Consider the following 23,058-nt stretch of genomic DNA (forward strand, 5'->3'; position numbering starts at 1 on the left):
GCTACTCGGCATCGCTGGCCAGGGCGTTGATGGCGGCCACGGTCATCGCAGAGCCGCCCAGGCGGCCGCGCACGACCATCGCGGGCACGGGCAGGTCGTGCATCAGCGCATCCTTGGACTCGGCCGCGCCGATGAAGCCCACCGGGCAGCCGATGATGGCCGCTGGGCGTGGGCAGCCGTGCTCCTGCAGCATGTTGAGCAGGTGGAACAGGGCGGTGGGCGCGTTCCCGATGGCGACCACGGCGCCCTGCAGCTGCGGGCGCCACAGTTCCACAGCGGCGGCGCTGCGCGTCGTGCCCAGTTGCCGGGCGAGGGCCGGTATCCGCTCGTCCTGCAGCGTGCAGATGATGGGGTTGGCGGCCGGCAGGCGGGTGCGGGTGATGCCTTCGCTCACCATGCGCACGTCGCACAGCACGGGCGCGCCGTCCTGCAGCGCCTGGCGCGCGGCCTCGGCCATGCCGGGTGAGAACATCACGAACGGTGCCAGCTCGACCATGCCCGCGGCGTGGATCATGCGGACCACGACGCGCTCTTCGGTGGGGTTGAAGCGGCTCAGTTCGGCTTCGCGCCGGATGGTGGCAAAGGACTGCCGGTAGATCTCGGCGCCCTGGGTTTCGTAGCGGTGCAACATCAATGGGGGTCAAACAACAACCCGGGATTGTCTTGCAGGATGGACTCCTCCACGCGCTCGTCGGCGACCTGGCTGGCAATCCCTTGGCGAATCACAGCCCACACCGGCCCGCGTTCGCTCGCTTCCGCCCGCAGGGTGACCGTGGCCGGTGCCTGCCGTGCGCAGCCTTTGGCGCAGCCGGAGACATGCAGGTGCGCGCCGGGCGGCACGTGGCGCGCGCAGGCCAGCGCCAGGGCCTGGGTGGGGGCGTGGGCCTGGGGGCAGCCGGTCGCACCGGTGCACGCGGACACGCGCAGGCGCGGGTCGTCGGGGTGCGTGACCCAGTGCGGGCCGGATGGCGGGTCGGCGCTATGGTTGGCGCCCTGGTCGGCGGCATCCCTGGCGCCAGCGCTATCGGCACCGCTCTCGAGCAACACCATGCGCCATGGCGTGATGCGCAGGCCTGTGGCGCCGCCGCTGCGCGCTGCGCGAACCAGTTGGGCCCACGCCCGGGCCGGCACGCGACCCAGCGGCGCTGCCACCAGCGTGCCGACGCCGGGGACTTGGCCGGGCAGGGCTTGGCCCGCCAAGTGGCGCTCCGGCGCCTGGGCAGGGACCGCACTTTCGGCGCGCACCCACTTCACACCTGCCGGCAGGCCCGCGAGCCATGCGGTGGAGGGCGGCGTGGACCCGCCAGCGGCAGGGTGGTGGAGTGCGATTTCCAGTTCTTGTGCGCCGGTTGCCATGCGTCCCGGCCGTTGCCCGAGCGCGCGCAGCTGATCGCAGCGCTGCGCGAACCAGCGTGCCAGTGCCATGCCTGCCGCCACGGCCTCTTGCGGGCTGGCCGCAGCCAGCGCCCAGCGAAGTCCGTCCGGCTGCACGCGCCATGCGGTGGACCCGACGCCTGGCGCGCGAAGCAGGCGGATGTCCGCCGATACGCCGTGCAGCCAGTGGGAGTATCCGCCGTCGATGGCCCAGCCGAACTTGGCGGGCAGGGCGTCGAGGTCGGGCGCCTGCGCCAGGGCCTGGTGCAGCGCGAGCGCCAGCGCCTGCACGCCGTCGCCGGCGCGGTGCAGAGGGTCGACCACCATGTTGCGCAGGCGCTCGCTGCGCGCATCCGCATCCAGCAAGCCGCAGGCCGCCAGCGATTGCAGCAGTGCGGCATGGCGCTCGGGCCGCACGCCGCGCAACTGCACGTTGGCGCGGCTCGACAGCTCCAGCACGCCCCCGCCATGCACCTGGGCCAGGCGCGACAGCCGCAATGCCTGGTGCAGCGTCAGGCGGCCCCGCGGTGGGCGCACGCGCACCACCAGTCCGTCGCCCGAGGCCATGGGCTGCCAGGCGCCGGGGCACCAGCCTTGGATGTGCAGGGTGGAGTTCATGCGGAAAATCGGGAAAAAGAGGCCGCTGTGCAGGCGGTGTGTGGGCGCGGCGCTCGGGACCGACAAATGTACCTGCGGCCTGCCCCGCCTTGACCGGGCCGCTGCCGTCAACCCGCAGCGCGGTCGGGGGACTTTTGTCCTGCGCGGTGTGGCCGGCACAAAGTTCTATGTGAAGATGGCCAGGAGGCTGCGCGGCAGAAGGCGTCGAAGCGAAACGTTCGAAAACCGAGGATCGTCTAGTGCTGCTGACAAGCCCAGGGCAGGCCCCTGGGCGCAGGAGTAGTGCTTGGCGAGACCGGTTGGTCGAGCGTTGCAGCCGATGCTCCTTCTGCCGCGCAGCCTCGTTGACCCCTTGCGGTGCGTTGCGCAGCCGCGCGCCGCACGGCATACACGATGCCGTATGACAGGAATGCAGGCCCCCGTATGAGAGACCACGCCCTTTTCGACAAGATAGACCTCCATCTCATAAGGGTCTTGCACACCGTGCTCACAGAACGCAGCGTATCGAGGGCCGCCGTCCGGCTGGGCATGCACCAGCCGGCCGTGTCTGCCGCGCTCAAGCGCCTGCGGGACCTGGCGGGCGACCCGCTGCTGGTGCGATCGGGTGCAAGCATGATGCCCACCGACGCCGCGCTGCGCATGGTGGAGCCCGCGGGGGCCATCCTGCGATCGGCCGAGGCGCTGTTCTCCGATGCGCGGGGGTTCGACCCGCGCACGTCCACCCGCACCTTCCGCGTGGCGGCCAGCGACTACCTGGACCCGCTGTTCCTGCCCCAGCTGGTCGCGCGTCTGAAGGTCGAGGCACCGCTGTGCCCGATCGAGATCCTGCCGCTGTCCGCCGATGCGCACTACCACGCGCATCTGGCGCAGGGCGAAGTGGATGTGGTCATCGGCAACTGGCCGCAGCCGCCCGACGACCTGCACATGGGCCGCCTGTTCGGCGACGAAGTGGTGTGCCTTGTCAGCAGGGAGCACCCGGCCGTGCGCCGGGGCTGGGATGCCGAGAGCTGGCTGGCCGCCGAGCACATCGCACCCACCCCCACGCACCCGGGCGCACGCGGCGTGATCGATGCGCACCTGGACAGCCTGGGCATGGCCCGCAACATCACCGCACGGTGCGCGCACTTCAGCGCCATACCGCCCATCGTGGCATCGAGCTTGCTCGTGCTGACCACCGGCCGCCAGTACTGCGAACGCTACGTTGACCAGCTGCCGCTGGCCATCTTGCCCAGCCCCGTGCCTTTCCCGCGCCTGATGTACTACCAGCTGTGGCATGCCCGCACCCACCATTCGGCCGCGGCGATATGGCTGCGGGAATGCGTGAAGACGGTGGCTTCTTCGCTACGAAAAGAATAGCTGCTCGCGCATACTGAGCAAGCGCAGGGCGGCATTTACATTCCAATAACAAGTTGTAAAACTGAGAGACAATCCCCGCATGAGTTCACCTCCTACTTCCAGCGCCCCGGATGGCCCGGGCGCACGGCCGCCCCGGCTGCAGCTTGTGGGCATCACCAAGCGCTACCCGGCCGTGGTGGCCAACAGCGGCGTCTCGCTGACGGTGCTGCCTGGCGAGATCCATGCCGTGCTGGGCGAGAACGGCGCGGGCAAGTCCACGCTGATGAAGATCATCTACGGCTCGGTCAAGCCCGACGAGGGCAGCGTGCACTTCAACGGCCAGGCCGTGCAGGTGCGCAACCCGCAGGAGGCGCGGGCCCTGGGCATTGCCATGGTGTTCCAGCACTTCAGCTTGTTCGACACCCTCACCGTGGCCGAGAACGTGTGGCTGGGCCTGGACAAGAGCCTCACGTTGCCCGAGGTCACGCAGCGCATCACCGCCAAGGCGGCCGAATACGGCCTGGACATCGACCCCCTGCGCCCCGTCCACACCCTGAGCGTGGGCGAGATGCAGCGGGTGGAGATCATCCGCGCGCTGCTCACCAACCCCAAGGTGCTGATCCTGGACGAGCCCACGTCGGTGCTCACGCCCCAGGCGGTCGAAAAGCTTTTCGTGGTGCTGCGCAAGCTGGCCAGCGAGGGCTGCAGCATCCTCTACATCAGCCACAAGCTGCACGAGATCCGCGCGCTGTGCACAGCCTGCACCGTGCTGCGCGGCGGCAGGGTCACGGGCGTGTGCAACCCGGCCGAGGAATCGAACGCATCGCTCTCGCGCCTGATGATCGGCGCCGAACCGCCGGCGCTCACGCACCGTGCGGTACAGACCGGCGCCACGGTGCTGCGCGTGCAGGGTTTGTCGCTGCCCCGCGCGGACCAGTTCGGCGTGGACCTGGTCGACCTGCAGTTCGAGGTCAAGGCGGGCGAGGTGGTGGGCATTGCCGGCGTGTCCGGCAACGGTCAGAAGGAGCTGCTCTACGTGCTGTCGGGCGAGGATACGCGGGCCGAGGCTGCCAGCATCCGGGTGGCCGGGCAGGACGCGGGCCGCATGGGCCCGGGCCAGAGGCGCGCGCTGGGCCTGCACTTCGTGCCCGAGGAGCGCCTGGGCCGGGGCGCCGTGCCCACCATGGGCCTGGCGCACAACCTGCTGCTCACGCGCACCAACTCGGTGGCCGGCAGCGGCTGGATCAAGGTGGGCGCGCTGGAGGCGCACGCCAAGGCACTCATCGAGCGCTTCAACGTGAAGGCGGGCGGCCCCCACTCGGCGGCCAGGTCGCTGTCGGGCGGCAACCTGCAGAAGTTCATCGTGGGGCGCGAGATCGACGCCAATCCGAAGCTGCTCATCGTCTCGCAGCCCACCTGGGGCGTGGATGTGGGCGCGGCGGCGCAGATCCGCGGCTCCATCCTGGCGCTGCGCGATGCAGGCTGCGCGGTGTTGGTGGTCAGCGAGGAGCTGGACGAGCTGTTTGAAATCTGCGACCGGCTGCACGTGGTGGCCAAGGGGCACCTGTCGCCCTCGGTGCCGCGCGCCGACGCCACGGTCGAGCAGATCGGTGAATGGATGAGCGGGCTGTGGCATGCCGACGTGCAGGCCCATTTGTCCCGCCAGGCCCATGCCAGTGGTGCGGAGGTGCAGCATGCTTAAGCTCGAACCCCGCCCCCAGGCATCCCGGCTCTGGACCTACGGCTCGCCGCTGCTGGCGCTGGCCTTCACGGTGCTGATCGGCGTCGCGCTGTTCGCCGCGCTGGGCAAGGACCCGGTGCGCGGGCTGCAGGTGTTCTTCTGGGAACCTATCAAGACGCAATACGCCATCGGCGAACTCATGGTCAAGGCGACGCCGCTGCTGCTCATCGCCCTCGGCCTGGCCGTGTGCTTTCGCTCTAACGTGTGGAACATCGGCGCCGAGGGCCAGTTCGTCATCGGTGCCGTGGTGGCGGGCGGCGTGGCGCTGCTGGCCGACAAGACCACCGGGCCGTGGATCGTGCCCGCCATCCTGCTCGCGGGGGTGCTGGGGGGCATGGTGTGGGCGGGGCTCACGGCCTTGCTGCGCGACAAGTTCAACGCCAATGAAATCCTGGTCAGCCTGATGCTGGTGTACGTGGCCACGCTGGTGCTGGGCTACCTGGTCTACGGCCCCTGGAAGGACCCCATGGGCTACAACTTCCCTCAGACCAAGACGTTCGAGAAGGTCACGCAGATCCCGCGCCTGATGCAGGGCTCGCGCATGTCCATCGGCCTGTTGCTGGCGCTGGCAGGGGCCGCGGCGCTGTGGGTGTTTTTGTTCCGCACCCGCGCGGGCTTTGCCCAGCAGGTAGGCGGGCTGGCGCCAGCGGCTGCGCGGTATGCGGGTTTTTCGTCGCGCCGGGCGCTCTGGACGGCGCTGCTCATTTCGGGCGGCGCAGCGGGCCTGGCGGGCGCGCTGGAGGTGGCGGGGCCCATCGGCCAGCTCACGCCGTATGTGCCGGCGGGCTACGGCTTTGCGGCCATCATCGTGGCCTTCGTGGGGCGGCTGCACCCGGTGGGCATGATCCTGTCGGCCATCCTGATGAGCATGTTCTACATCGGCGGCGAGCTGGCGCAGTCGCGCTTGGGGCTGCCCAAGTCGCTCACCGGCGTGTTCCAGGGGCTGCTGCTGTTCACGCTGCTGGCCTGCGACACACTCATTGCCTACCGCGTTCGCTGGGTAGGCGCCAAGAAAGTGGTGGCCTGATGGAATCCTACGCACTCCTCATCGGCGCCACCCTGAGCGCCGGCACTGTCCTGGCCATCGCGGCCCTGGGCCTGCTCATCAACGAGAAGGCGGGCATCGTCAACCTGGGGGCCGAGGGCATGATGCTCTGCGCCGCCATCGCCGGCTTTGCCACCGTGGTGCACACGGGCAACACCTGGCTGGGCTTTGCCGCCGGCATGGCCGCCGGGGCGCTGCTGGCCGCCATCTTCGGTGTGCTGGTGATCTGGCTCAACACCAACCAGTACGCCACGGGGCTCGCGCTGTCGCTGTTCGGGGTGGGGTTCTCGGCCTTTGCGGGCATCAGCTTCGTGCAGGCCAAGCTGCCCGAGCTGCCCAAGTACGCCATCCCGGTGCTGTCCGACGTACCGCTGCTCGGGCCCGCGCTGTTCCAGCAGCACCCGCTGGTGTACCTGACCATGGTGCTGGTGGCGGCGCTCATCTGGTTCCTGTACCGCTCGCGCGCAGGGCTGGTGCTGCGCTCGGTGGGTGAGTCGCCCGAGTCGGCACATGCGCTGGGTTACCCGGTGCGCCGAATTCGCCTGGCCGCCGTGGTGGCCGGGGGCGCGCTGTGCGGGCTGTCCGGTGCCTACATCTCCACCGTCTACACGCCGCTGTGGGTCGAAGGAATGGTGGCGGGGCGCGGCTGGATCGCGCTGGCCCTGACCACGTTCGCCACATGGCGGCCTGCGCGGGTGCTGCTCGGGGCCTACCTGTTCGGCGGCGTGACGATGCTGCAGTTCCACCTGCAGGCCACGGGCGTGCAGGTGGCCAGCCAGCTGCTGTCGATGCTGCCCTACCTGGCCACCATCGTGGTGCTGGCGCTGATATCGCGCAACCCCGCCTGGATCCGCATCAACATGCCGGCATCGCTGGGCAAGCCGTTCTATCCGGGCTCCTGACCGGCACAGGCCGTTGCGTCCCAGGCAGGCGGCTTGGAGTGGCGCCGTGGCCTGTGTCTTGCATCGGGGAGCGCCGGGGGTGAAAAACCTTTGGTTACTGCCCGGTAGATCGGACCATAATCACCGTTTTCGTGCGTCTGCCTTGTAAAACTCTCTTCATTCTCTTCATCCATCCATAAGGAATCGACATGACTGATCTGCAGAAACGCTCCCTGCTCAAGGTGGCAGCGCTCTCCGCCGTTGCCGCCGCCGCGCTCGTGGGCTGTGGCAAGAAGGAAGAGCCGGCGCCGGCGCCCGCGCCCGCACCGGCTCCTGCGGCAGAAGCCCCTGCGCCCAAGCCCGAGCCTCTGAAGATCGCGTTCGCGTACGTCGGCCCTGTCGGTGACGGCGGCTGGTCCTTCGCCCACGACAACGGCCGCAAGGCCATCGAGAAGGAATTCGGCGACAAGGTCGTGACGAGCTTCGTGGAAAGCGTGCCCGAGTCCGCCGACGCCGAGCGCGTGCTGCGCGACCTGGCCGGCCAGGGCAACAAGCTGATCTTCGGCACGACCTTCGGCTACATGGAGTCCATCCAGAAGATCGCCCCCGACTTCAAGGACGTGAAGTTCGAACACGCCACCGGCTACAAGACCGCCGAGAACGTGCGCACCTACGACAGCCGCACCTACGAAGGTGCCTACATGGCCGGCGTGATCGCCGGTGCCATGACCAAGACCAACACGCTGGGCGTGGTGGGCTCGGTGCCGATCCCTGAAGTGATCCGCAACATCAACAGCTTCACGCTGGGTGCGCAGTCGGTCAACCCCAAGATCAAGACCAAGGTGGTCTGGGTGAACGAGTGGTTCAGCCCACCCAAGGAAACCGAAGCCGCTACCTCGCTGATCAACGGCGGCGCGGACGTGCTGTTCCAGAACACCGACTCGCCCGCCGTGCTCAAGACGGCGCAGGAAAAGGGCAAGCGCGCCTTCGGCTGGGATTCGGACATGACCGCCTACGGCCCCAAGGCCCACCTGGCATCGGCCGTGATCAACTGGGGCCCGTACTACATCAAGGCCACCAAGGATGCCTTGGACGGCAAGTGGGCCACGGGCCAGAGCTGGTGGGGCGTGAAGGAAGGCGCGATCGACCTCGTCTCCATCGCTGAAGACGTGCCCGCCGAGACCAAGGCCAAGGTCGAAGAAGTGAAGAAGGGCCTGGCCGACGGCAGCTTCGTGATCTGGAAGGGCCCGATCGTTGGCCAGGACGGCAAGGCCGTGCTGGAAAAGGACGCCGTGGCTGACGACAAGTTCCTCGGCGGCGTGAACTTCTACGTCAAGGGCGTGGAAGGCAAGATCCCCGGCGGCGACAAGAAGTAAGCAAGGCACGGCTTGTGCCGTGACAGAGGCGGGCGCCGCACGGCGCCTGACGCTCCAGGGCCGCATCAGCGGCCCTTTTCGTTGGTGCGATGCCGGTGCATGATGTGGTCCACCATCCCCACAGAAAAATGAGAGGCCAGGCCGCCATGTTCAAAGTCCCGCCCATCTCCGCCGACCGCCTGCCTGCGCTGCTGCGCGCCATGCCCAAGGCAGAACTGCACATCCACATCGAAGGCTCGCTCGAGCCTGAGCTCATCTTCGCGCTGGCCGAGCGCAACGGGCTGACCTTGCCCTACGCCAGCGTGGAAGAGCTGCGCAGCGCCTATGCCTTCACCAACCTGCAGAGCTTTCTGGACATCTACTACGCAGGTGCCAGTGTGCTGCTGCACGAGCAGGACTTCTACGACATGGCGCGTGCCTATCTGGGCCGCGCCGCACGCGACAACGTGTTGCACGCAGAGATCTTCTTCGACCCTCAGACGCACACGGAGCGCGGCGTGGCCATGGAGACCGTCATCAATGGCCTGCACCGGGCCTGCCGGGACGCGCGCACCGAGCTGGGCATCAGCGCCACGCTGATCCTGTGCTTCCTGCGCCACCTGAGCGAGGAGTCCGCGTTCGAGACGCTGGAGCAGGCGCAGCCGCTTCTGGACAAGATCGTCGGCGTGGGCCTGGACTCGAGCGAAGTTGGGCACCCGCCGGAGAAGTTCGCTCGCGTGTTCGCACGTTGCCGCGAACTGGGCCTGCGCCTGGTGGCCCACGCTGGCGAAGAGGGGCCGCCGGCCTACATCTGGAGCGCGCTCGACGTGCTCAAGGTCGAGCGCATCGACCACGGCGTGCAGGCGGTGCACGACGCGGCGCTGATGCAGCGCCTGGCGCAGGACCGCGTCGCGCTCACGGTGTGCCCGTTGTCCAACCAGAAGCTGCGCGTGTTTCCTGACCTGGCCGACCACAACCTGGGAAAGCTGCTCGATGCGGGCCTCGCGGCCACCGTCAACTCGGACGATCCGGCGTATTTTGGTGGCTACATCAACGACAATTTCACCCAGGTGTTCGCCGCCACGCACCTCACCGCCAGGCACGCCTACCAGCTGGCTTTCAACAGTTTCGAGGCCAGCTTTGCGGGAAATGCCGACAAGCGCGTGTGGGAGCACAAGCTCAAGGAAACCTTCGAGCGCTGCGTGGAGCATGACTACTGAATGAGAGCCAGGGGAGCGTCGACAGTGGGATGCTGCACATGGGCCACAGTGCCCCTGTTTGGTGCAGGGCTAGCCAAATCATCGGGTAAACCCTAGAATTGTGAGTTTTTGTACGAGCGGGCTGCGGCCCGCACCGGGGTTGCGCCTTTGGCTGCAGCCCCTTTTTTGTTGTCTATCGACGCAGACCCCCGCCTCGCCACGATGGGGTGGGGACGGCGCACACCGCAACACCACGGAGCCACCCATGTTTCTCAGTCAAATTTCCATCGGCAAGCGCCTGACCCTGGTGCTGGGCGTGATCCTGGCGCTGTTCTTTGCGAGCAGCGTGGTGGCAGTGGTCAAGCTGGGGCAACTGGGCCAGGAGATCGACACCATGGTGTCGGACAACATCAAGGCCGAGCGCGCAGGGTCCGACTGGCTGCGACACACCACCTCGGGCGTGCAGCGCGCCGCAGCGATCGCCAAGAGCAGCGACGCGAGCCTGATCCCGTACTTCGCGCCCGCCACGGCCGCGTCCATCAGCCAGACCAACGAGCTGCAAAAATTCATCGAATCAAAGATGGACACGTCCGAGGAGAAGAAGCTCTTCGACCAGGTGGGCCAGCTGCGCAAGGACTATCTGGCAGCTCGTGAGGAAGTGAGCAAGTTCAAACAGGCGGGCGATGCCGACAACGCGAGCAAGGTGTTCAATGAGCGCTTTGAGCCCACCTCTCGCGCCTACCTCGCCGGTGTGCAGCAACTGGTGGACATGCAGCGCGCGCAATTGGACGAAGCCGGCAAGCGCAGCGAAACCCTGCGCGCGCAGACCACGCTGCTGCTGCAGGTGTGCACCGGTGTGTCCCTGCTGCTGGGCGCCTTGCTGGCCTGGCTGCTGGCCGCCAGCATCACGCGCCCGCTGCGCCACGCCGAGGCCATCGCCGAAGCCATTGCCGACATGGACCTGACCGGCCAGCCCGAGGCGAGCTACGCCAATGACGAGACCGGCCGCCTGCTGCGCGCGCTGGACCTGATGCGCAGCGCCTTGCAGCGGTCGTTGCAGCAGGTGCGGGGCGTCGTGGACAGCATCTCCACCGCCAGCACCCAGATCGCCATCGGCAACCAGGATCTGAGTGCCCGCACCGAGCAGACCGCCAGCAGCCTGCAGGAAACCGCCAGCTCGATGGAAGAGCTGACCAGCACCGTGCGCCAGAGCGCGGATTCGGCGGTGCAGGCCAACCAGTTGGCAGCCTCGGCCGCGGCGGTGGCCGAGCGGGGCGGCGAAGTCGTCTCGCAGGTGGTGAGCACCATGGATGAGATCAATGCCAGCAGCAAGAAGATCTCGGACATCATCGGCACCATCGACGGCATCGCCTTCCAGACCAATATCCTCGCGCTCAATGCCGCCGTCGAGGCCGCCCGCGCGGGCGAGCAGGGCCGTGGTTTTGCCGTGGTGGCCACCGAAGTGCGGGGCCTGGCCCAGCGCAGCGCGGAAGCCGCCAAGGAGATCAAGGCGTTGATCGGCGTGTCGGTCGAGAAGGTCGAGTCGGGCTCTGCGCTGGTGCAGAACGCCGGCACCACCATGACCGAAATCGTGACGTCCGTGCGCCGGGTGACCGACATCATCGGCGAGATCAGCGCCGCAGCGTCGGAGCAGAGCCTGGGCATCGGCCAGGTGAATGTGGCCGTGAGCCAGCTCGACCAGATGACGCAGCAGAACGCCGCGCTGGTCGAAGAGTCGACGGCGGCCGCCGAAAGCCTCAAGGACCAGGCCGCGCGCCTGTCGGACGTCGTGGGCGCCTTCCGCCTGGGCGGTACCGTGCCCGACCACGCCCGCCTGCGGGTGCCGCGTCTTGGCTGAATGCAGGACACCGGAGATACGAGACAAGCCGCACGCTGTGCCCTGCGGGGCATCCAGCATCGCGCAATGACCGATTAGCCGATTTTTTTCCGTGGACCACCGCCGCCCTGCGGTGGCTCCGCTTTTCAACCTGGGCCATGTAGAGGAACACCATGTACAAAAACCTCGCCACCGCACTGCGTGCGGCTTGTGTGAGTGCGCTGGCGGGCGCCGTTTTCATCACCCTTCCCGCTGTCTCCCAGACCCCGGCAGGCGCCAATCCACCCGCCCCCGCGCCGGCGCAGCCCGTCAAGGCGGGCTTCGTCTATGTCTCTCCCATCACCGAAGCCGGCTGGACGCGCCAGCACGACGAGGGCCGCAAGGCCGTGGAGGCGGCGCTGGGCGCGCAGGTGCAGACCACCTTCGTGGAGAACGTGGCAGAGGGCGCCGATGCCGAGCGCGTGATCCGCGACCTGGCGGCCACGGGGCACCAGATCATCTTCACGCCCAGCTTTGGCTACATGGAGCCCACGCTCAAGGTGGCGCAGGACTACCCGAACGTGAAGTTCGAGTCCATCACCGGCTACAAGACGGCGGCCAACGTGGCGGCGGCCAACGCGCGCTACTACGAGGGCCGGTATCTGGCGGGTATCGCGGCGGGCCGCATGAGCAAGACCGGCGTGGCCGGCTACGTGGCGGGCTTCCCCATCCCCGAGGTGCTGCAGGGCATCAACGCGTTCACGCTGGGCATGCGATCGGTCAACCCCCAGGCCACCGTGAAGGTGGTGTGGATCAATGTGTGGTTCGACCCGCCCAAGGAGCGCGATGCGGCCATGGTGCTCTTCAACCAGGACGTGGACGTGATGGCCTTTCACACCGGCTCCACCGCCGTGATGGCGGCAGCGCAGGAGCGCGGCAAGATGGCCGTTGCCTACCACTCCGACATGCGCAAGGCAGGCCCGGACGCGCAGATCGTCGCCGTCACCCACCAGTGGGGCCGCTACTACACCGACCGCGTGCGCGCCGTGCAAAACGGCACCTGGAAGAGCGGCAACCTCTGGGGCGGCGTGCGCGAGGGCCTGATCCGCGTGGGCGACTTCGGCCCCAAGGTGCCGCCCGCCGTGCAGCAGGAGGTGCTGGCCGCGCAGAAGGCCATCGGCGCGGGGAAACTGCAGCCCTTTCGCGCGGGTGCCAAGGCCCCTGTGCGCGACAACGAAGGCCATGAGGTCATTCCCGCAGGCCAGGCGCTGACGGACGCGCAGATTCTGCAGATGAACTGGCTGGTGGAAGGGGTGCAGGGCCGCATCACGCGCTGAGGGGGCGACGCCAGCTGCGGTGTGCAGCCCATAGCGTCTATTGCATGCAGCGTATGCGCCCGGACCGAGCCGCCGCTAAGCTAGCGCCCCATGCACGTATACCGTTCTGCCCTTTTGCGCTTTGCCGACGATGGATCGGCCCTGTACGACGAAGACGGCCTGCTGGCCGTCGGCCCGGATGCCCAGGGGCGCCAGCGCGTGGTGGCCGCCGGTGCCTGGCAGGCGCTGGCCCACCAGTACGCTGGCCATTCCGTCACGCATCTGCCGGGTCGCATCCTGGCTCCGGGCTTTGTGGACATGCACATCCACTTTCCGCAGACCGATGTGATCGGCTCGCCCGCGCCAGGCCTGCTGCCCTGGCTGGAGGACTACACCTTCCCGCACGAGTCCCGCTTTGTCGACCCGGCCTACGGCACGCAGGTGGCGGGCTTCTTCGTGGACGAGTTGCTGCGCAACGGGGTGACCACGGCGCTGACGTTCGCCACCTCGCACCCGGCCAGCGTGGACGCGCTGTTCACCGAGGCGCAGCGCCGCCAGATGCGCCTGATCACCGGCAAGGTGCTGCAGGACCGCCATTCGCCCGACGGCGTGCGCGACGACACACTGCAGAGCCTGATAGACACCGAAGCCCTGATCCGCCGCTGGCACGGCGTGGACCGCCTGGGCTATGCCATCACGCCGCGCTTTGCACCCACCAGCACGCCCGAGCAGCTGCGCGGCGCGGGCGAGCTGGCCGCGCGCTATCCCGACGTGTGGATCCAGTCGCACGTGGCCGAGAACCTGGACGAGATCCGCTGGGCCCGCGAGCTGTTCCCCGCGTCGCGCAGCTATCTGGCCGTGTACGACGATTTCGGACTGATGCGCGAGCGTGCGGTCTATGCCCACTGCATCCACTTCGACGACGACGACCGCGCATTGATGCGCGCGACCGGCACGGTGGCGGCCGTCAGCCCCACCAGCAACCTCTTCCTGGGCAGCGGCTTTTTCGACTATGCGGGCGCGGACCGCGTGGGCTTTGGCTACGGCCTGGCCAGCGACGTGGGAGGGGGCACCAGCTTCAGCCCGTTCCACACCATGCTGGCGGCGTACTGCGTGGGCCGGGAAGGGCAGAGCAAGCAGGGCCTGAGCCTGTCGCCCCAGCAGCTGTGGTGGCAGCACACGGCAGGCGCGGCCCAGGCGCTGGGCCTGGCAGGCGTGGTGGGCAACCTGCAGCCGGGCTGCGAGGCGGACTTCGTGGTGCTCAACCCCCGCGCCACGCCGCTGCTGGAGCGCAAGACAGCGCAGGCGCGCAACCTGGATGAGCTATTGTTTGCGCTGATCGTGCTGGGCGATGACCGGCTGGTGGAGCAGACCGTCATCGGCCAATGGCAGTTGGGCGGCGGCCCCCTCTGACGAGTGTCCGGATCGCGCCGGCGCAGTTCCTGAACCCGCTTGGCCTCATGCTGCCATCCCACATTTGGGGGATGTCAATGCGGAAAAGGTGTGTCAAATTGTTGGGTGACAACTTTGAGGCCTGGGCTCTTCGCTCACGCCGTCTGTTTCCACCCCATGAGGAGATCACCATGTACTGCCGCTTTCACATCAAACTGCACATACTGCCCGCGTCTGCATTGGCGGCACGCCTGCTGGGCCTGGCTTGCCTTGCACCGGTGGCCTCTTGGGCGCAAGGCGCGGTCGAGGCACCCGTTGCGGCCGCAGCGCCCATCTCAGCGCCCTGCCTGGCTGCGCCGGGAGCGCCGCAATGGCTTCCTTGCGGTCCCGACCGTATCCTGACAGAGGCCGAAGCGAAGGCGCATTTCTTCAAAGAGGGTCAAGTCACCAAGGTCCTGTTGACCGGTGGTCAGTCGGGCAGGAAGTTTTTTGCACATTTCAAACCCGGTGGCAAACTGGACGCGGGCCTGGAAGGCGGCACCAACAATGGCAAGAGCTGGAAGTTCGTTGACGGTCGTTTGTGCCGCGATTACTACCGTTTCTCCGCCGTCCATTGCAGTGCCTTCGAGGTCGCAGGCGGCAAGCTGTTTTTTCTGAACCAGGAGGGGTCCAGGGACACAATTACCTCGGTGGAATTTGCTCAACCCTGACCCTTGTCGCTCTTGCGCCGGGCTGGTGGCAGCTTGGAGGCCTTTTCTCAAGCAAAATATGCCTCTCGCGCTTGATGATCAAGCGCTACCAGCTACATATTTCATAGCGCCCTGTCGTTCGCCGTTGTGTGTCGAGCGCCCGGGCCACTGCGCAGGGAGTTGACCGATGAGCATCAAGAGCGACAAATGGATCCGCCGCATGGCCGCCGAGCACGGCATGATCGAGCCGTTCGAGCCCGGCCAGGTGCGCGAGGCCGAAGGCCGCAAGATCATCAGCTACGGCACCAGCAGCTACGGCTACGACATTCGCTGCGCGCCAGAATTCAAGGTCTTCACCAATATCCACAGCACCGTGGTGGACCCGAAGAACTTCGATGAAAAGAGCTTCGTGGACTTTCACGGCGACAGCTGCATCATCCCGCCCAACAGCTTCGCGCTGGCGCGCACGGTGGAATACTTCCGCATTCCGCGCAACGTGCTGACCATCTGCCTGGGCAAAAGCACCTACGCCCGTTGCGGCATCATCGTGAACGTCACCCCCTTCGAGCCCGAATGGGAAGGCTACGTGACGCTGGAGTTCAGCAATACCACGCCGCTGCCGGCCCGCATCTACGCCGGAGAAGGCTGCGCCCAGGTGCTGTTCTTCGAGAGCGACAAGGACGATGTCTGCGAGGTCAGCTACCGCGACCGCGGTGGCAAGTACCAGGGACAGGTGGGTGTGACGCTACCCAAGGCCTGACGCAGGGCCCGGGCTGCGGGCCGCGACCGCACTGTGGCGCGCTCAGCCGTCGGCGGGCTGTAGGGCCCGTTCGCGTCCTACACGGGCGCAGCCATCCGGCTGAAGTGCAAGCGCAAGTAAGGTTTCTAGCATGGTGTCAAGCCTCCAGGTGGTTCTGGTGGCAAGACAAAGAGGAGCTCCCCCATGCTGACTTTTGCCGCACCTTCGGCACCCGTGCAAAACCGGGGTGCTGATTTTCCCGCCTCTCACGGCGAATCGTTTGCCTCGCCGCGCCGCGCCGCAGCGTTTGTCAGCCTGCCGCACCACGCCACCTACTGGCCCTGCGATCTGCTGAACATCTTCGTGCTCAAGATGGCCGCCGCGGGCCATTGCGTCAATACCGACATGATGCTGGGCCATCGGCCCTACGCCCAGAGCCGGCTGGATGCCGCCTATGACTCGCATGATGAGAGCTTGGTCGCGCTCGCGGCCCGGCTGCAGGTCTACTTCGATGCCGCCGCTCCCGAAGGCTGCCGTGTGGCGGCCGAGCTGGACGAGGAAGGTCGCGGGCACCTGCTGCTGGTGTGAGCCCAGTGAGGGCGGCGGGCGGTGGTGACTGCACGAGAAGCAGCCCAAGTCGCTGCTCAGCTCTCCACGCAGACCTGGTTGCGGCCTTGGCCTTTGGCGGTGTAGAGCGCCGCGTCCGCCCGTCGCAGCATATCGGATCCTTCGTCATGCAGTCCCTGCATGGACGCAACCCCGGCACTCACCGTGATGTGCCCGACCACCGGATCGTGCTGCTCATCCATCGCAATCACCAGCGTCTGCGCGATGGCTTTGGCGCCCGCCAGGTCCGTGTCGGGGAGCAGGGCCACGAACTCCTCGCCTCCAAGCCGTGCCACCACATCCGAGGTGCGCAGCCTTACTTCCAGCGTGCGCGCCAGGCGTCGCAGCACCTCGTCCCCGGCCTCGTGTCCGTAGGTGTCGTTCACGCGCTTGAAGTGGTCCACGTCCACCGTGATGATGCTCAGCGGCCGGCCGCTGCGCCGGGCCAGCGCCACGGCAAAGGCCATCTGGGTCTCGAAGCCACGGCGGTTGAGCAGCCCGGTCAACGCATCCGTTCGGGCCTGCAGGTCGAGCGCGCGGTTGGCGGCTTCCAGTTCCAGCGTGCGCAGCCGCACCTTTTCTTCCATGGCCTCGCGTGCCGCCAGCAGGTGGTGCGTCATGCGGCGCAGTGCTCCTGAAAGCTTGCGCACCTCGCGGCTGCTGCGGGTCTGCGGGATGCGGGTGCCGGGGGTTTCGGCCTCCACTGCCGTGGCGGCATCGGCCAGCGCATACAGGTCGTCGCTCAGGCGCCGCGCGGCGAGCCAGGCCAGGAGCGAGGCCACCACCGCCGCGCTGAGACCGATGACCAGTGCCAGGCGCACGGTGCGTCCAGCTTCGGCGAATGCCAGCTCGACCGGTTCGCGGGCCACGATGCGCCAGCCCAGGTCGCTGGCCGTGTTGCGAGGCTGCATGGGCGTCATCGCGGTCAGGTACTCGCGCCCGTCCATCCATCTCACCACGGCGGGATGCGTGCCGTCGTTGACGCCGCCGCGCGCGGTGACGGGCGGCTTGGGCAGCGTCTGCCCGGCGGCCTGCAAGGCCTGTGTCTGGCCATTGGGTGCGTAGATCAGCTGGCCCTCGCGGTCGAAAACGAACAACTCCAAGGCCGTCTCTTCGGTGGGCGCGGGCGTGAGGCTCTCGATGACCTCGCCGGTCCACTCCCAGCTGCCGTGGATGCCCAGCACGCCCACGGTGGTGGGACCGATGCGGATTGGCGCCGCAAAGTCCACGAACCGGTACGGGTCGCCTGACGGCTGGGGCGGTAGCAATTTTTCGAGCAGTTTGGCGGGGTGCACATCACCCACGTAGACCCTCTCGATGCCGGCCTTGAACCACGGGCGTTCCAGCACGCTCTGGTTCACCAGCAGCCCGCCAGTTGCGTTGCGCACCACGCCCTGCGCGTCGGCCACGCCGATCCACACGCTGTTGGGCTGGGCGGCCTGGCTGCGCGCCAGCATGTGATGGGCTTCGGGCGCGTCCAGTCCCTTGACCCAGACGACTTCTGCGGCCGCCAGCACCTCGGCCTCGCGGCTGCGCTCCAGCAGGCCGTTGGCCAGCAGCTTGCCAGCGTTTTCAGCCACCATCATCAAGGCGGCTCCGGCGTCCCGTTCGTTGCGTACCTTGATCAGTTCGCCAAATCCCAGCGACAGCAGCGCGGCCAGGGCGACCACGATGGTGCCGAACACCAGCGCGATCTGCGAGCGCAGGCTGAGATCGGAGAAGCGCCGCACCCTCACGGCGTGGCCCACTGGGAATGCGGGGCGCCCGCGGTGGTGCCGGCACCCCGCACATCCTGCGCACGCACCGCGAGCCGCGCGGCGGCCAGGTCCCACCCTGCCCAGCCACAGCTCTTGAAGAGTACCGGCCCCGTGCGCTGGATGCGCGGGCCCTCCAGCACGTCGCGCAGCGTGGGCATCGCACTCACGTCCAGGCCTGCCTGCAGCAGGTCGCCTGCTTCGTGGCGTGCATCGGGGGTGTCGACGACGACGTGGCCGTGTTGCGCGATGTGGCGGCACAGCGTGGGCGACAGCTCCGCCATCGTCGGTGTGTAGGCCCCAACGGCCGCCACGAACGCGTCGGCCAGCGGCGGCGTGTCCAGCACCACGCTGTGGGCGGGCGTGCAGGTCACGATCAGGGGGCAGTGGCGCACCTGGGTGTGGGCATCGGCCACCACGGTCGCTTTGACGCCCAGCGCGCGGCCGTGTTGGACCAGGGCTTCGGCGCTGGCCGCGCTGCGCGAGGCCACGCGCACGTCCCGCACGCCCAGGCCATGCACGAAAGCTTCCAGGTGAGCGAGGCCCTGCACGCCGGCACCTACGATGAGCAGCGGCCCCTGCGGCTCCTGCGCCAGGTGCCGTGCGGCCAGCAGCGAGGCAGCGGCCGTTCGCCGCGCGGTGATGGTGGGGCCGTCGAGCACCAGCCGGCGCTCTCCGGTGGACACGTCGAACACCACCACGTCGCCCTGGATCGTGGGGCGCGGCGTTCCCGCGTTGGCGGGTGTGAGGGTGATGAGCTTGGTCATCGCCACCAGACTGTCGGTCGCCGGCATCACGAACAGGGTGCCGCCCTGGGGCAGCGGCATGACGCTGCGGGCGGGCACCCGCACAGATGCATCGCGCAGCACGGCGGCGATCTCGTCGGCCAGCGCGGTCCAGGGCAGCAACGTGGCCGTGGCTGCGGCGTCCAGCATGCGGGGGGGCTGCGGGCAGTGCGAAGAAAGCATGGTGGAAATGTACACAGGCCCTGCCGTGCCCGGGGGGCGGGCAAGTCCCAGTGGGGGCATTGACAGGCACGCCGGGCCATGGAACGCGGCCATGGGCTCGGCCTGGGCGCCGTGGATGCCGGGCATCAGTGTGTGGCGCCCGCGCCCAGCGCGATGTCCTCGCGTGCCAGCACGGCGGCCCACAGGGCTGCGTGCACGCCCCGCACCATGTCGCGCAGGGGCAGGTGGGGAGTGCCCTGGCTGGGCAGCCACGGCACGTGCACGAAGCCGCCGCGCACGCCCTGGGGGCCGCCGGGGCGCGTGGCCAGCAGGTGCATCAGCCCGTACAGCACATGGTTGCAGACGAAGGTGCCTGCCGTCTGTGATACCTCGCAGGGCACGTTGGCGCGCTGCACGCCGCGCAGCATGGCCTTGACGGGCAGGCTGGCGAAGTACGCCGCCGGCCCGCCGGGCGCCACGGGCGTGTCGACGGGCTGCGCGCCCGTGTTGTCGGGGATGCGCGCGTCGTCGATGTTGATGCCCACCCGTTCCATGGAGAGACCAGGGCGTCCGCCCGCCTGGCCCAGGCACACCACCATTGCGGGGTGGTGCGCTTGCACCAGCACAGACAGATCATGCAGGGACCGGCCGAACACCGTGGGCAACTGGGCCGAGACCACCCGGTGTCCGCCGATACGCTGACCGTCCAGCGCCTGGGCGATGAGCCAGCTGGGGTTGTGCGCATCGCCGCCGAAGGGGTCGAACCCCGTGAGCAGGATCACCCGTTCGCCGGGCAGCGCGTAGTGGGAGGGGTGGTGGTACATGGGATGGGGCCGGCGCGGCAGCGGGAGGTGGGACGGGCATCGTAATCCGTGCCGGGGCGTCCCGCATGGCGCGTAATATCGTGGACATGCCGTCCCCGGGGGGAGGGCGCTGGAGATTGGCATGAGGTGGGAAGGCAATCGCGAATCGGACAACGTGGAAGACCGCCGGGACGAGGGCGGCGGTGGGGGCGGCTCGCCTATCTTCGGCGGGCGCAGCATCGGCATCGGCACCATCGTCATCGCCCTGGTGGGCGGCTGGGTTCTGGGGATCAACCCGCTCACCATCCTGGGGCTGCTCAGCGGCGGCGGGCCGCCCGCCCAGGTCCAGCAGCAACAAGGACCGGCGCATCGTCCGCCGGCAGACGACACCATGGCGCGTTTTGTGTCCACCGTGCTGGCCGACACCGAGGACGTCTGGCAGGCCGTGTTCCGCCAGGGCGGCGGCCAGTACCAGAACCCGCGCCTTGTGCTGTTCCGTGGCGCCACGCCCACGGCCTGCGGCACGGGCCAGGCGGCCATGGGGCCTTTCTACTGCCCGGCCGACCAGAAGGTGTACATCGACCTGGGCTTTTATGAAACCCTGAAGAACAGGCTGGGCGCGCCGGGCGACTTTGCCCAGGCCTACGTGATCGCCCACGAGGTGGGCCACCATGTTCAGAACCAGCTGGGCATCAGCGGCAAGGTGGACCAGATGCGCGGCCGGGTGAGCAAGACGGAGTACAACCAGCTGTCGGTGCGCCTGGAGTTGCAGGCCGACTGCTTTGCCGGAGTGTGGGCCCACCATGCGCAGAATGCCCGCCAGATCCTGGAGCAGGGCGACGTGGAGGAGGCCATGAACGCTGCGGCCAAGATCGGCGACGACGCGCTGCAGCGTTCCAGTGGCGGTGCGGTGGTGCCCGAAAGCTTCACCCACGGCACCAGCGCCCAGCGCCAGCGCTGGTTCAACAACGGCCTGCAGAACGGCAGCGTGAAGGCGTGCGACACCTTCACGGCCCGCAGTCTGTAGCCCGGCGCTGGCACCACGCGGGCTTGGCCTGATCCGCACCCCACGGGCAGCACAGAACTTTCGGCGCGCACAGCGGCACCTCCATGTCGTCCACCCCGCAGCAGCCCCGGCCCGAGCAGGCCCTCCCCGCCGCGTCCACGGGCTGGAACATGCTGGAGCCGGAGCCCTCCGCGCCGCAGACCTCTGGTGCGGCGGCGGCGTGGTCGGCGGCGGCCGTCACCGTGCCGCATGCAGTCGGCCTGGGCCTTCTGGCCTTTGCTCCGCTGGCGGGGGACCACTCGCTGGCAGCGCTGGCCTTGTGGTCGGCCGCATTGCCCGGCTTGCTGCTGACGCTGGTGGTGCCGCGCCCCGGCGTGGTCTACGCGCCCACCACGGTGGTGGCCCTGCTGTTCGCTGCCGTGCTGGCGACGGCCCACGGCGCGGCCCCGGGCCTGGGCTTGAGCGCGCGCCAGGTGCTGGCGGTCAGCGGCGCCACGGTGGCGCTGGCCTTCGTCTTCCAGTGGCTGCTGGGCGTGCTGCGGCTGGCGTCGGTGGCGCGCTTCTTGCCGATTTCCGTCACGCATGGCTTTGCGGCCGGCGTGGGTTTGTCGATGGTGGTGGGCCAGGTGCGCAACGGTTTCGGCGCCGGCGTGGACGCTCTGTGGGACGCCCGAACGCTCTGGCATGCGCTGGCGGCCCTGGCCGTGGTGGCGCTGGCCTGGACTTTGCGCTGGCGTTGGCCGCGCGCGCCGGGGCTGCTGACGGCTGTGGTGCTGGTGGCACTGGCAGTGGCGCTGGCGGGCGCATGGGGCGCGGGGCTGGGCGACGTGTTCGCCCCTGCGGTGCAGGCGAGCCCGTTCGAAGGCCCGCTGTGGCCCGACTGGACGGGCATTCCCTGGATGGCGCTGGCGCGCAAGCACGGTTCGGCGCTGGTGGTGCTCGCGCTGCTCATGGCGCTGGTCAACAGCCTGGAGATCATGGTCTTCCACCAGGAGCTGGAGCTGGACCATGGCCTTCGCGGCAACGCCAACCAGGCACTGCGCCGTGAGAGCCTGCTGGGCGTGCTGTGCGGCCTGGCGGGGATGATCCCGGCGTCCACCAGCGCGTCGCGCTCGCGCATCGTGCTGGTGCAGGCCGGAGGATCGAAGGACGCACCGCGATGGCACGCCGCCATCATGCTGGGTGTGGCGGTTACCGGTGCCTGGTGGCTGCACTGGGTGCCCATGGCTTGCCTGGCCGGTGGCCTGGTGCTGGCGGGCCTGCTGCAGGTGCCAGGGCTGATGTGGTCGCTGCGCTATGCCAGAAGCTCGCGCGTGACCTGGGCGCAGAGCTGGCTGGTGGCGCTGGTGTTTGCAGTGATGGGCGGCGTGGGCGCGCTGGTGGCTGGCCTGGTGGTGGCCACCTTCGTGCTGCTGCACGATTCGGCGGCCAAGGTGCTGCGGCACGTGCGGCTGGATGGCGAGCTGCGCTCGCGCCGGCTGCGGCGAGCCGGCTCGGACACCTGGCTCGTGCCGCGCATGAACCAGGTTGCGGTGTTCGAGCTGCAGGGCGTGATGTCGTTCGGCGTGGCCGCGCACCTGGCCGAGCAGGTCCGCATGCTGCTGCAGCCGCGCCACCGCTGGGTCATTCTGGATGCGGCGCGGGTGCCCGCCTGGGACAGCACGGCGCTGGCCCAACTGCGTGCGCTGGTGCGCGACCTGGCCCAGCAGGGCGTGTCCGCTGCCGTGGCGGGGCTCGACCCGCTGGCCGCCGAGCATGCAGGCGAACCTGTGCGCAGTTTTGCCGACCTGGACCGGGCGCTGGAATGGGCCGAGGCCGGCATCCTGCTGCAGCGCCCGCTCGAGCAGCGCCCTGCGCACACCGAGCGCGATCTGCTGGGCGAGATCGGGGAGGGCGTGGGGCGCGAGGCGGGCGCGGCGCTCCAGGCCTTGCTCACGCCCCTGTCCGTGCCTGCCCGCGGCGTGGTCTTCAACGCGGGCGACAGCGACCGGGACCTGCTGGTGGTGCAGTCCGGCCACATCACGCTGGTCACCCAGTGGCCGCCCGAGAAGGGCTTGCGCCTGGCAACGGTGGGGCCTGGAATGGCGTTTGGGGAGATGGCATTTCTCAATGGTGCGGCGCGCACTGCCAGCGCCGGGGCCGAGCGGCGGCCGGCGCAACTCGTGCGGCTGTCCCGCGACGATTTCGACCACTGGGCCCGGCAATACCCCGAGGCTGCGCTCAGGGTGATGAATAACCTCGCCATGGTTGGGGCCCGCCGCCTGGCCGTGACCACACGCCAGTTGCGGGCCGTACTGGAGTAGGTTTTGGAATGAAAATGCCTTTGTTTGCTTGCTGAGAAAGCGTTGTCAGCTATCAAAATCATAGCTGCAAGGTGTCGTGTGCCCGGTTGCGCGGAGCAGATGTGGTACGGCGCTGCGCCGAAAAATGGCTTTTTGGCCT

At 68.4% G+C, this 23,058-nt stretch carries 19 protein-coding genes; 14 read left to right on the forward strand and 5 right to left on the reverse strand.

Annotation, left to right across the window (positions count from 1 at the left end; all coding sequences use genetic code 11):
* Position 1: 1 nt before the first annotated feature.
* Complete coding sequence (locus tag KW835_RS25755) at positions 2-631, reverse strand: precorrin-8X methylmutase (RefSeq protein WP_218387600.1); 630 nt, start codon at positions 629-631, stop codon at positions 2-4.
* Positions 631-1,992, reverse strand: a complete 1,362-nt coding sequence (cobG, locus tag KW835_RS25760) for a precorrin-3B synthase (protein ID WP_218387601.1) — start codon at positions 1,990-1,992, stop codon at positions 631-633. The genes KW835_RS25755 and cobG overlap by 1 nt, the downstream gene beginning before the upstream one ends.
* Before the next feature lie 423 nt (positions 1,993-2,415).
* On the opposite strand from cobG, the gene KW835_RS25765 reads away from it, so the two are divergent.
* From KW835_RS25765 to KW835_RS25820, 12 genes are all read left to right on the forward strand, one after another.
* Positions 2,416-3,348 (forward strand): LysR family transcriptional regulator, encoded by a 933-nt coding sequence (locus KW835_RS25765; protein ID WP_218387602.1) that lies wholly within the window; start codon positions 2,416-2,418, stop codon positions 3,346-3,348.
* 79 nt (positions 3,349-3,427) lie between these two features.
* Positions 3,428-5,029 (forward strand): ABC transporter ATP-binding protein, encoded by a 1,602-nt coding sequence (locus tag KW835_RS25770; protein ID WP_218387603.1) that lies wholly within the window; start codon positions 3,428-3,430, stop codon positions 5,027-5,029.
* Positions 5,022-6,095, forward strand: coding sequence for an ABC transporter permease (locus KW835_RS25775; protein ID WP_218387604.1), 1,074 nt, complete (start codon positions 5,022-5,024; stop codon positions 6,093-6,095). The genes KW835_RS25770 and KW835_RS25775 overlap by 8 nt, the downstream gene beginning before the upstream one ends.
* Entirely contained in the window at positions 6,095-7,015 is a 921-nt protein-coding gene (locus tag KW835_RS25780; protein ID WP_218387605.1) for an ABC transporter permease, read from the forward strand. The genes KW835_RS25775 and KW835_RS25780 overlap by 1 nt, the downstream gene beginning before the upstream one ends.
* 188 nt (positions 7,016-7,203) lie before the next feature.
* Positions 7,204-8,370 (forward strand): BMP family ABC transporter substrate-binding protein, encoded by a 1,167-nt coding sequence (locus KW835_RS25785; RefSeq protein WP_218387606.1) that lies wholly within the window; start codon positions 7,204-7,206, stop codon positions 8,368-8,370.
* Between the two features lie 146 nt (positions 8,371-8,516).
* Complete coding sequence (locus KW835_RS25790) at positions 8,517-9,569, forward strand: adenosine deaminase (protein ID WP_218387607.1); 1,053 nt, start codon at positions 8,517-8,519, stop codon at positions 9,567-9,569.
* Between the two features lie 244 nt (positions 9,570-9,813).
* Positions 9,814-11,406, forward strand: coding sequence for a methyl-accepting chemotaxis protein (locus KW835_RS25795; protein ID WP_218387608.1), 1,593 nt, complete (start codon positions 9,814-9,816; stop codon positions 11,404-11,406).
* A 152-nt stretch (positions 11,407-11,558) separates the two neighbouring features.
* Positions 11,559-12,701 (forward strand): BMP family ABC transporter substrate-binding protein, encoded by a 1,143-nt coding sequence (locus tag KW835_RS25800; protein ID WP_218387609.1) that lies wholly within the window; start codon positions 11,559-11,561, stop codon positions 12,699-12,701.
* A gap of 90 nt (positions 12,702-12,791) precedes the next feature.
* Positions 12,792-14,093, forward strand: a complete 1,302-nt coding sequence (gene guaD / locus KW835_RS25805; RefSeq protein ID WP_218387610.1) for a guanine deaminase — start codon at positions 12,792-12,794, stop codon at positions 14,091-14,093.
* A 170-nt stretch (positions 14,094-14,263) separates the two neighbouring features.
* Entirely contained in the window at positions 14,264-14,782 is a 519-nt protein-coding gene (locus tag KW835_RS25810; protein WP_218387611.1) for a hypothetical protein, read from the forward strand.
* A gap of 166 nt (positions 14,783-14,948) precedes the next feature.
* The gene (dcd, locus tag KW835_RS25815) at positions 14,949-15,521 is read left to right on the forward strand and encodes a dCTP deaminase (RefSeq protein WP_056416191.1); all 573 of its coding nucleotides are present in this window, start codon (positions 14,949-14,951) and stop codon (positions 15,519-15,521) included.
* Positions 15,522-15,704: 183 nt separating this feature from the next.
* Complete coding sequence (locus tag KW835_RS25820) at positions 15,705-16,088, forward strand: hypothetical protein (RefSeq protein ID WP_218387612.1); 384 nt, start codon at positions 15,705-15,707, stop codon at positions 16,086-16,088.
* Between the two features lie 56 nt (positions 16,089-16,144).
* Here the strand turns inward: KW835_RS25820 and KW835_RS25825 are convergent, their stop codons facing one another.
* The 3 genes from KW835_RS25825 to pcp form a co-directional block, all read right to left on the reverse strand.
* Entirely contained in the window at positions 16,145-17,842 is a 1,698-nt protein-coding gene (locus tag KW835_RS25825) for a diguanylate cyclase (protein ID WP_218387613.1), read from the reverse strand.
* Complete coding sequence (locus KW835_RS25830) at positions 17,839-18,828, reverse strand: delta(1)-pyrroline-2-carboxylate reductase family protein (RefSeq protein WP_255593965.1); 990 nt, start codon at positions 18,826-18,828, stop codon at positions 17,839-17,841. The genes KW835_RS25825 and KW835_RS25830 overlap by 4 nt, the downstream gene beginning before the upstream one ends.
* Positions 18,829-18,953: 125 nt before the next feature.
* The gene (gene pcp / locus KW835_RS25835; protein WP_218387614.1) at positions 18,954-19,631 is read right to left on the reverse strand and encodes a pyroglutamyl-peptidase I; all 678 of its coding nucleotides are present in this window, start codon (positions 19,629-19,631) and stop codon (positions 18,954-18,956) included.
* A 121-nt stretch (positions 19,632-19,752) separates the two neighbouring features.
* On the opposite strand from pcp, the gene KW835_RS25840 reads away from it, so the two are divergent.
* Both KW835_RS25840 and KW835_RS25845 read left to right on the forward strand, forming a co-directional pair.
* A complete protein-coding gene (locus tag KW835_RS25840; protein WP_218387615.1) occupies positions 19,753-20,637 on the forward strand; it encodes a neutral zinc metallopeptidase in 885 nt (294 codons plus the stop codon).
* An 83-nt stretch (positions 20,638-20,720) separates the two neighbouring features.
* Positions 20,721-22,919, forward strand: coding sequence for a SulP family inorganic anion transporter (locus KW835_RS25845; RefSeq protein WP_255593966.1), 2,199 nt, complete (start codon positions 20,721-20,723; stop codon positions 22,917-22,919).
* Positions 22,920-23,058: the final 139 nt, after the last annotated feature.

The sequence above is a fragment of the Acidovorax sp. sic0104 genome (assembly GCF_019219095.1).
GTDB lineage: Bacteria > Pseudomonadota > Gammaproteobacteria > Burkholderiales > Burkholderiaceae_C > Acidovorax.

Excerpts from the sequence above, each read along its gene's own strand:
- pcp (WP_218387614.1), bottom strand. The coding sequence starts at position 19,631 with ATGTACCACCACCCCTCCCACTACGCGCTGCCCGGCGAACGGGTGATC.
- KW835_RS25830 (WP_255593965.1), bottom strand. The coding sequence starts at position 18,828 with ATGCTTTCTTCGCACTGCCCGCAGCCCCCCCGCATGCTGGACGCCGCA.
- KW835_RS25790 (WP_218387607.1), top strand. The coding sequence starts at position 8,517 with ATGTTCAAAGTCCCGCCCATCTCCGCCGACCGCCTGCCTGCGCTGCTG.
- KW835_RS25770 (WP_218387603.1), top strand. The coding sequence starts at position 3,428 with ATGAGTTCACCTCCTACTTCCAGCGCCCCGGATGGCCCGGGCGCACGG.
- KW835_RS25820 (WP_218387612.1), top strand. The coding sequence starts at position 15,705 with ATGCTGACTTTTGCCGCACCTTCGGCACCCGTGCAAAACCGGGGTGCT.
- KW835_RS25785 (WP_218387606.1), top strand. The coding sequence starts at position 7,204 with ATGACTGATCTGCAGAAACGCTCCCTGCTCAAGGTGGCAGCGCTCTCC.
- KW835_RS25845 (WP_255593966.1), top strand. The coding sequence starts at position 20,721 with ATGTCGTCCACCCCGCAGCAGCCCCGGCCCGAGCAGGCCCTCCCCGCC.
- KW835_RS25795 (WP_218387608.1), top strand. The coding sequence starts at position 9,814 with ATGTTTCTCAGTCAAATTTCCATCGGCAAGCGCCTGACCCTGGTGCTG.
- KW835_RS25775 (WP_218387604.1), top strand. The coding sequence starts at position 5,022 with ATGCTTAAGCTCGAACCCCGCCCCCAGGCATCCCGGCTCTGGACCTAC.
- KW835_RS25810 (WP_218387611.1), top strand. The coding sequence starts at position 14,264 with ATGTACTGCCGCTTTCACATCAAACTGCACATACTGCCCGCGTCTGCA.
- KW835_RS25840 (WP_218387615.1), top strand. The coding sequence starts at position 19,753 with ATGAGGTGGGAAGGCAATCGCGAATCGGACAACGTGGAAGACCGCCGG.
- KW835_RS25800 (WP_218387609.1), top strand. The coding sequence starts at position 11,559 with ATGTACAAAAACCTCGCCACCGCACTGCGTGCGGCTTGTGTGAGTGCG.
- KW835_RS25755 (WP_218387600.1), bottom strand. The coding sequence starts at position 631 with ATGTTGCACCGCTACGAAACCCAGGGCGCCGAGATCTACCGGCAGTCC.
- dcd (WP_056416191.1), top strand. The coding sequence starts at position 14,949 with ATGAGCATCAAGAGCGACAAATGGATCCGCCGCATGGCCGCCGAGCAC.
- cobG (WP_218387601.1), bottom strand. The coding sequence starts at position 1,992 with ATGAACTCCACCCTGCACATCCAAGGCTGGTGCCCCGGCGCCTGGCAG.
- guaD (WP_218387610.1), top strand. The coding sequence starts at position 12,792 with ATGCACGTATACCGTTCTGCCCTTTTGCGCTTTGCCGACGATGGATCG.
- KW835_RS25765 (WP_218387602.1), top strand. The coding sequence starts at position 2,416 with ATGAGAGACCACGCCCTTTTCGACAAGATAGACCTCCATCTCATAAGG.
- KW835_RS25780 (WP_218387605.1), top strand. The coding sequence starts at position 6,095 with ATGGAATCCTACGCACTCCTCATCGGCGCCACCCTGAGCGCCGGCACT.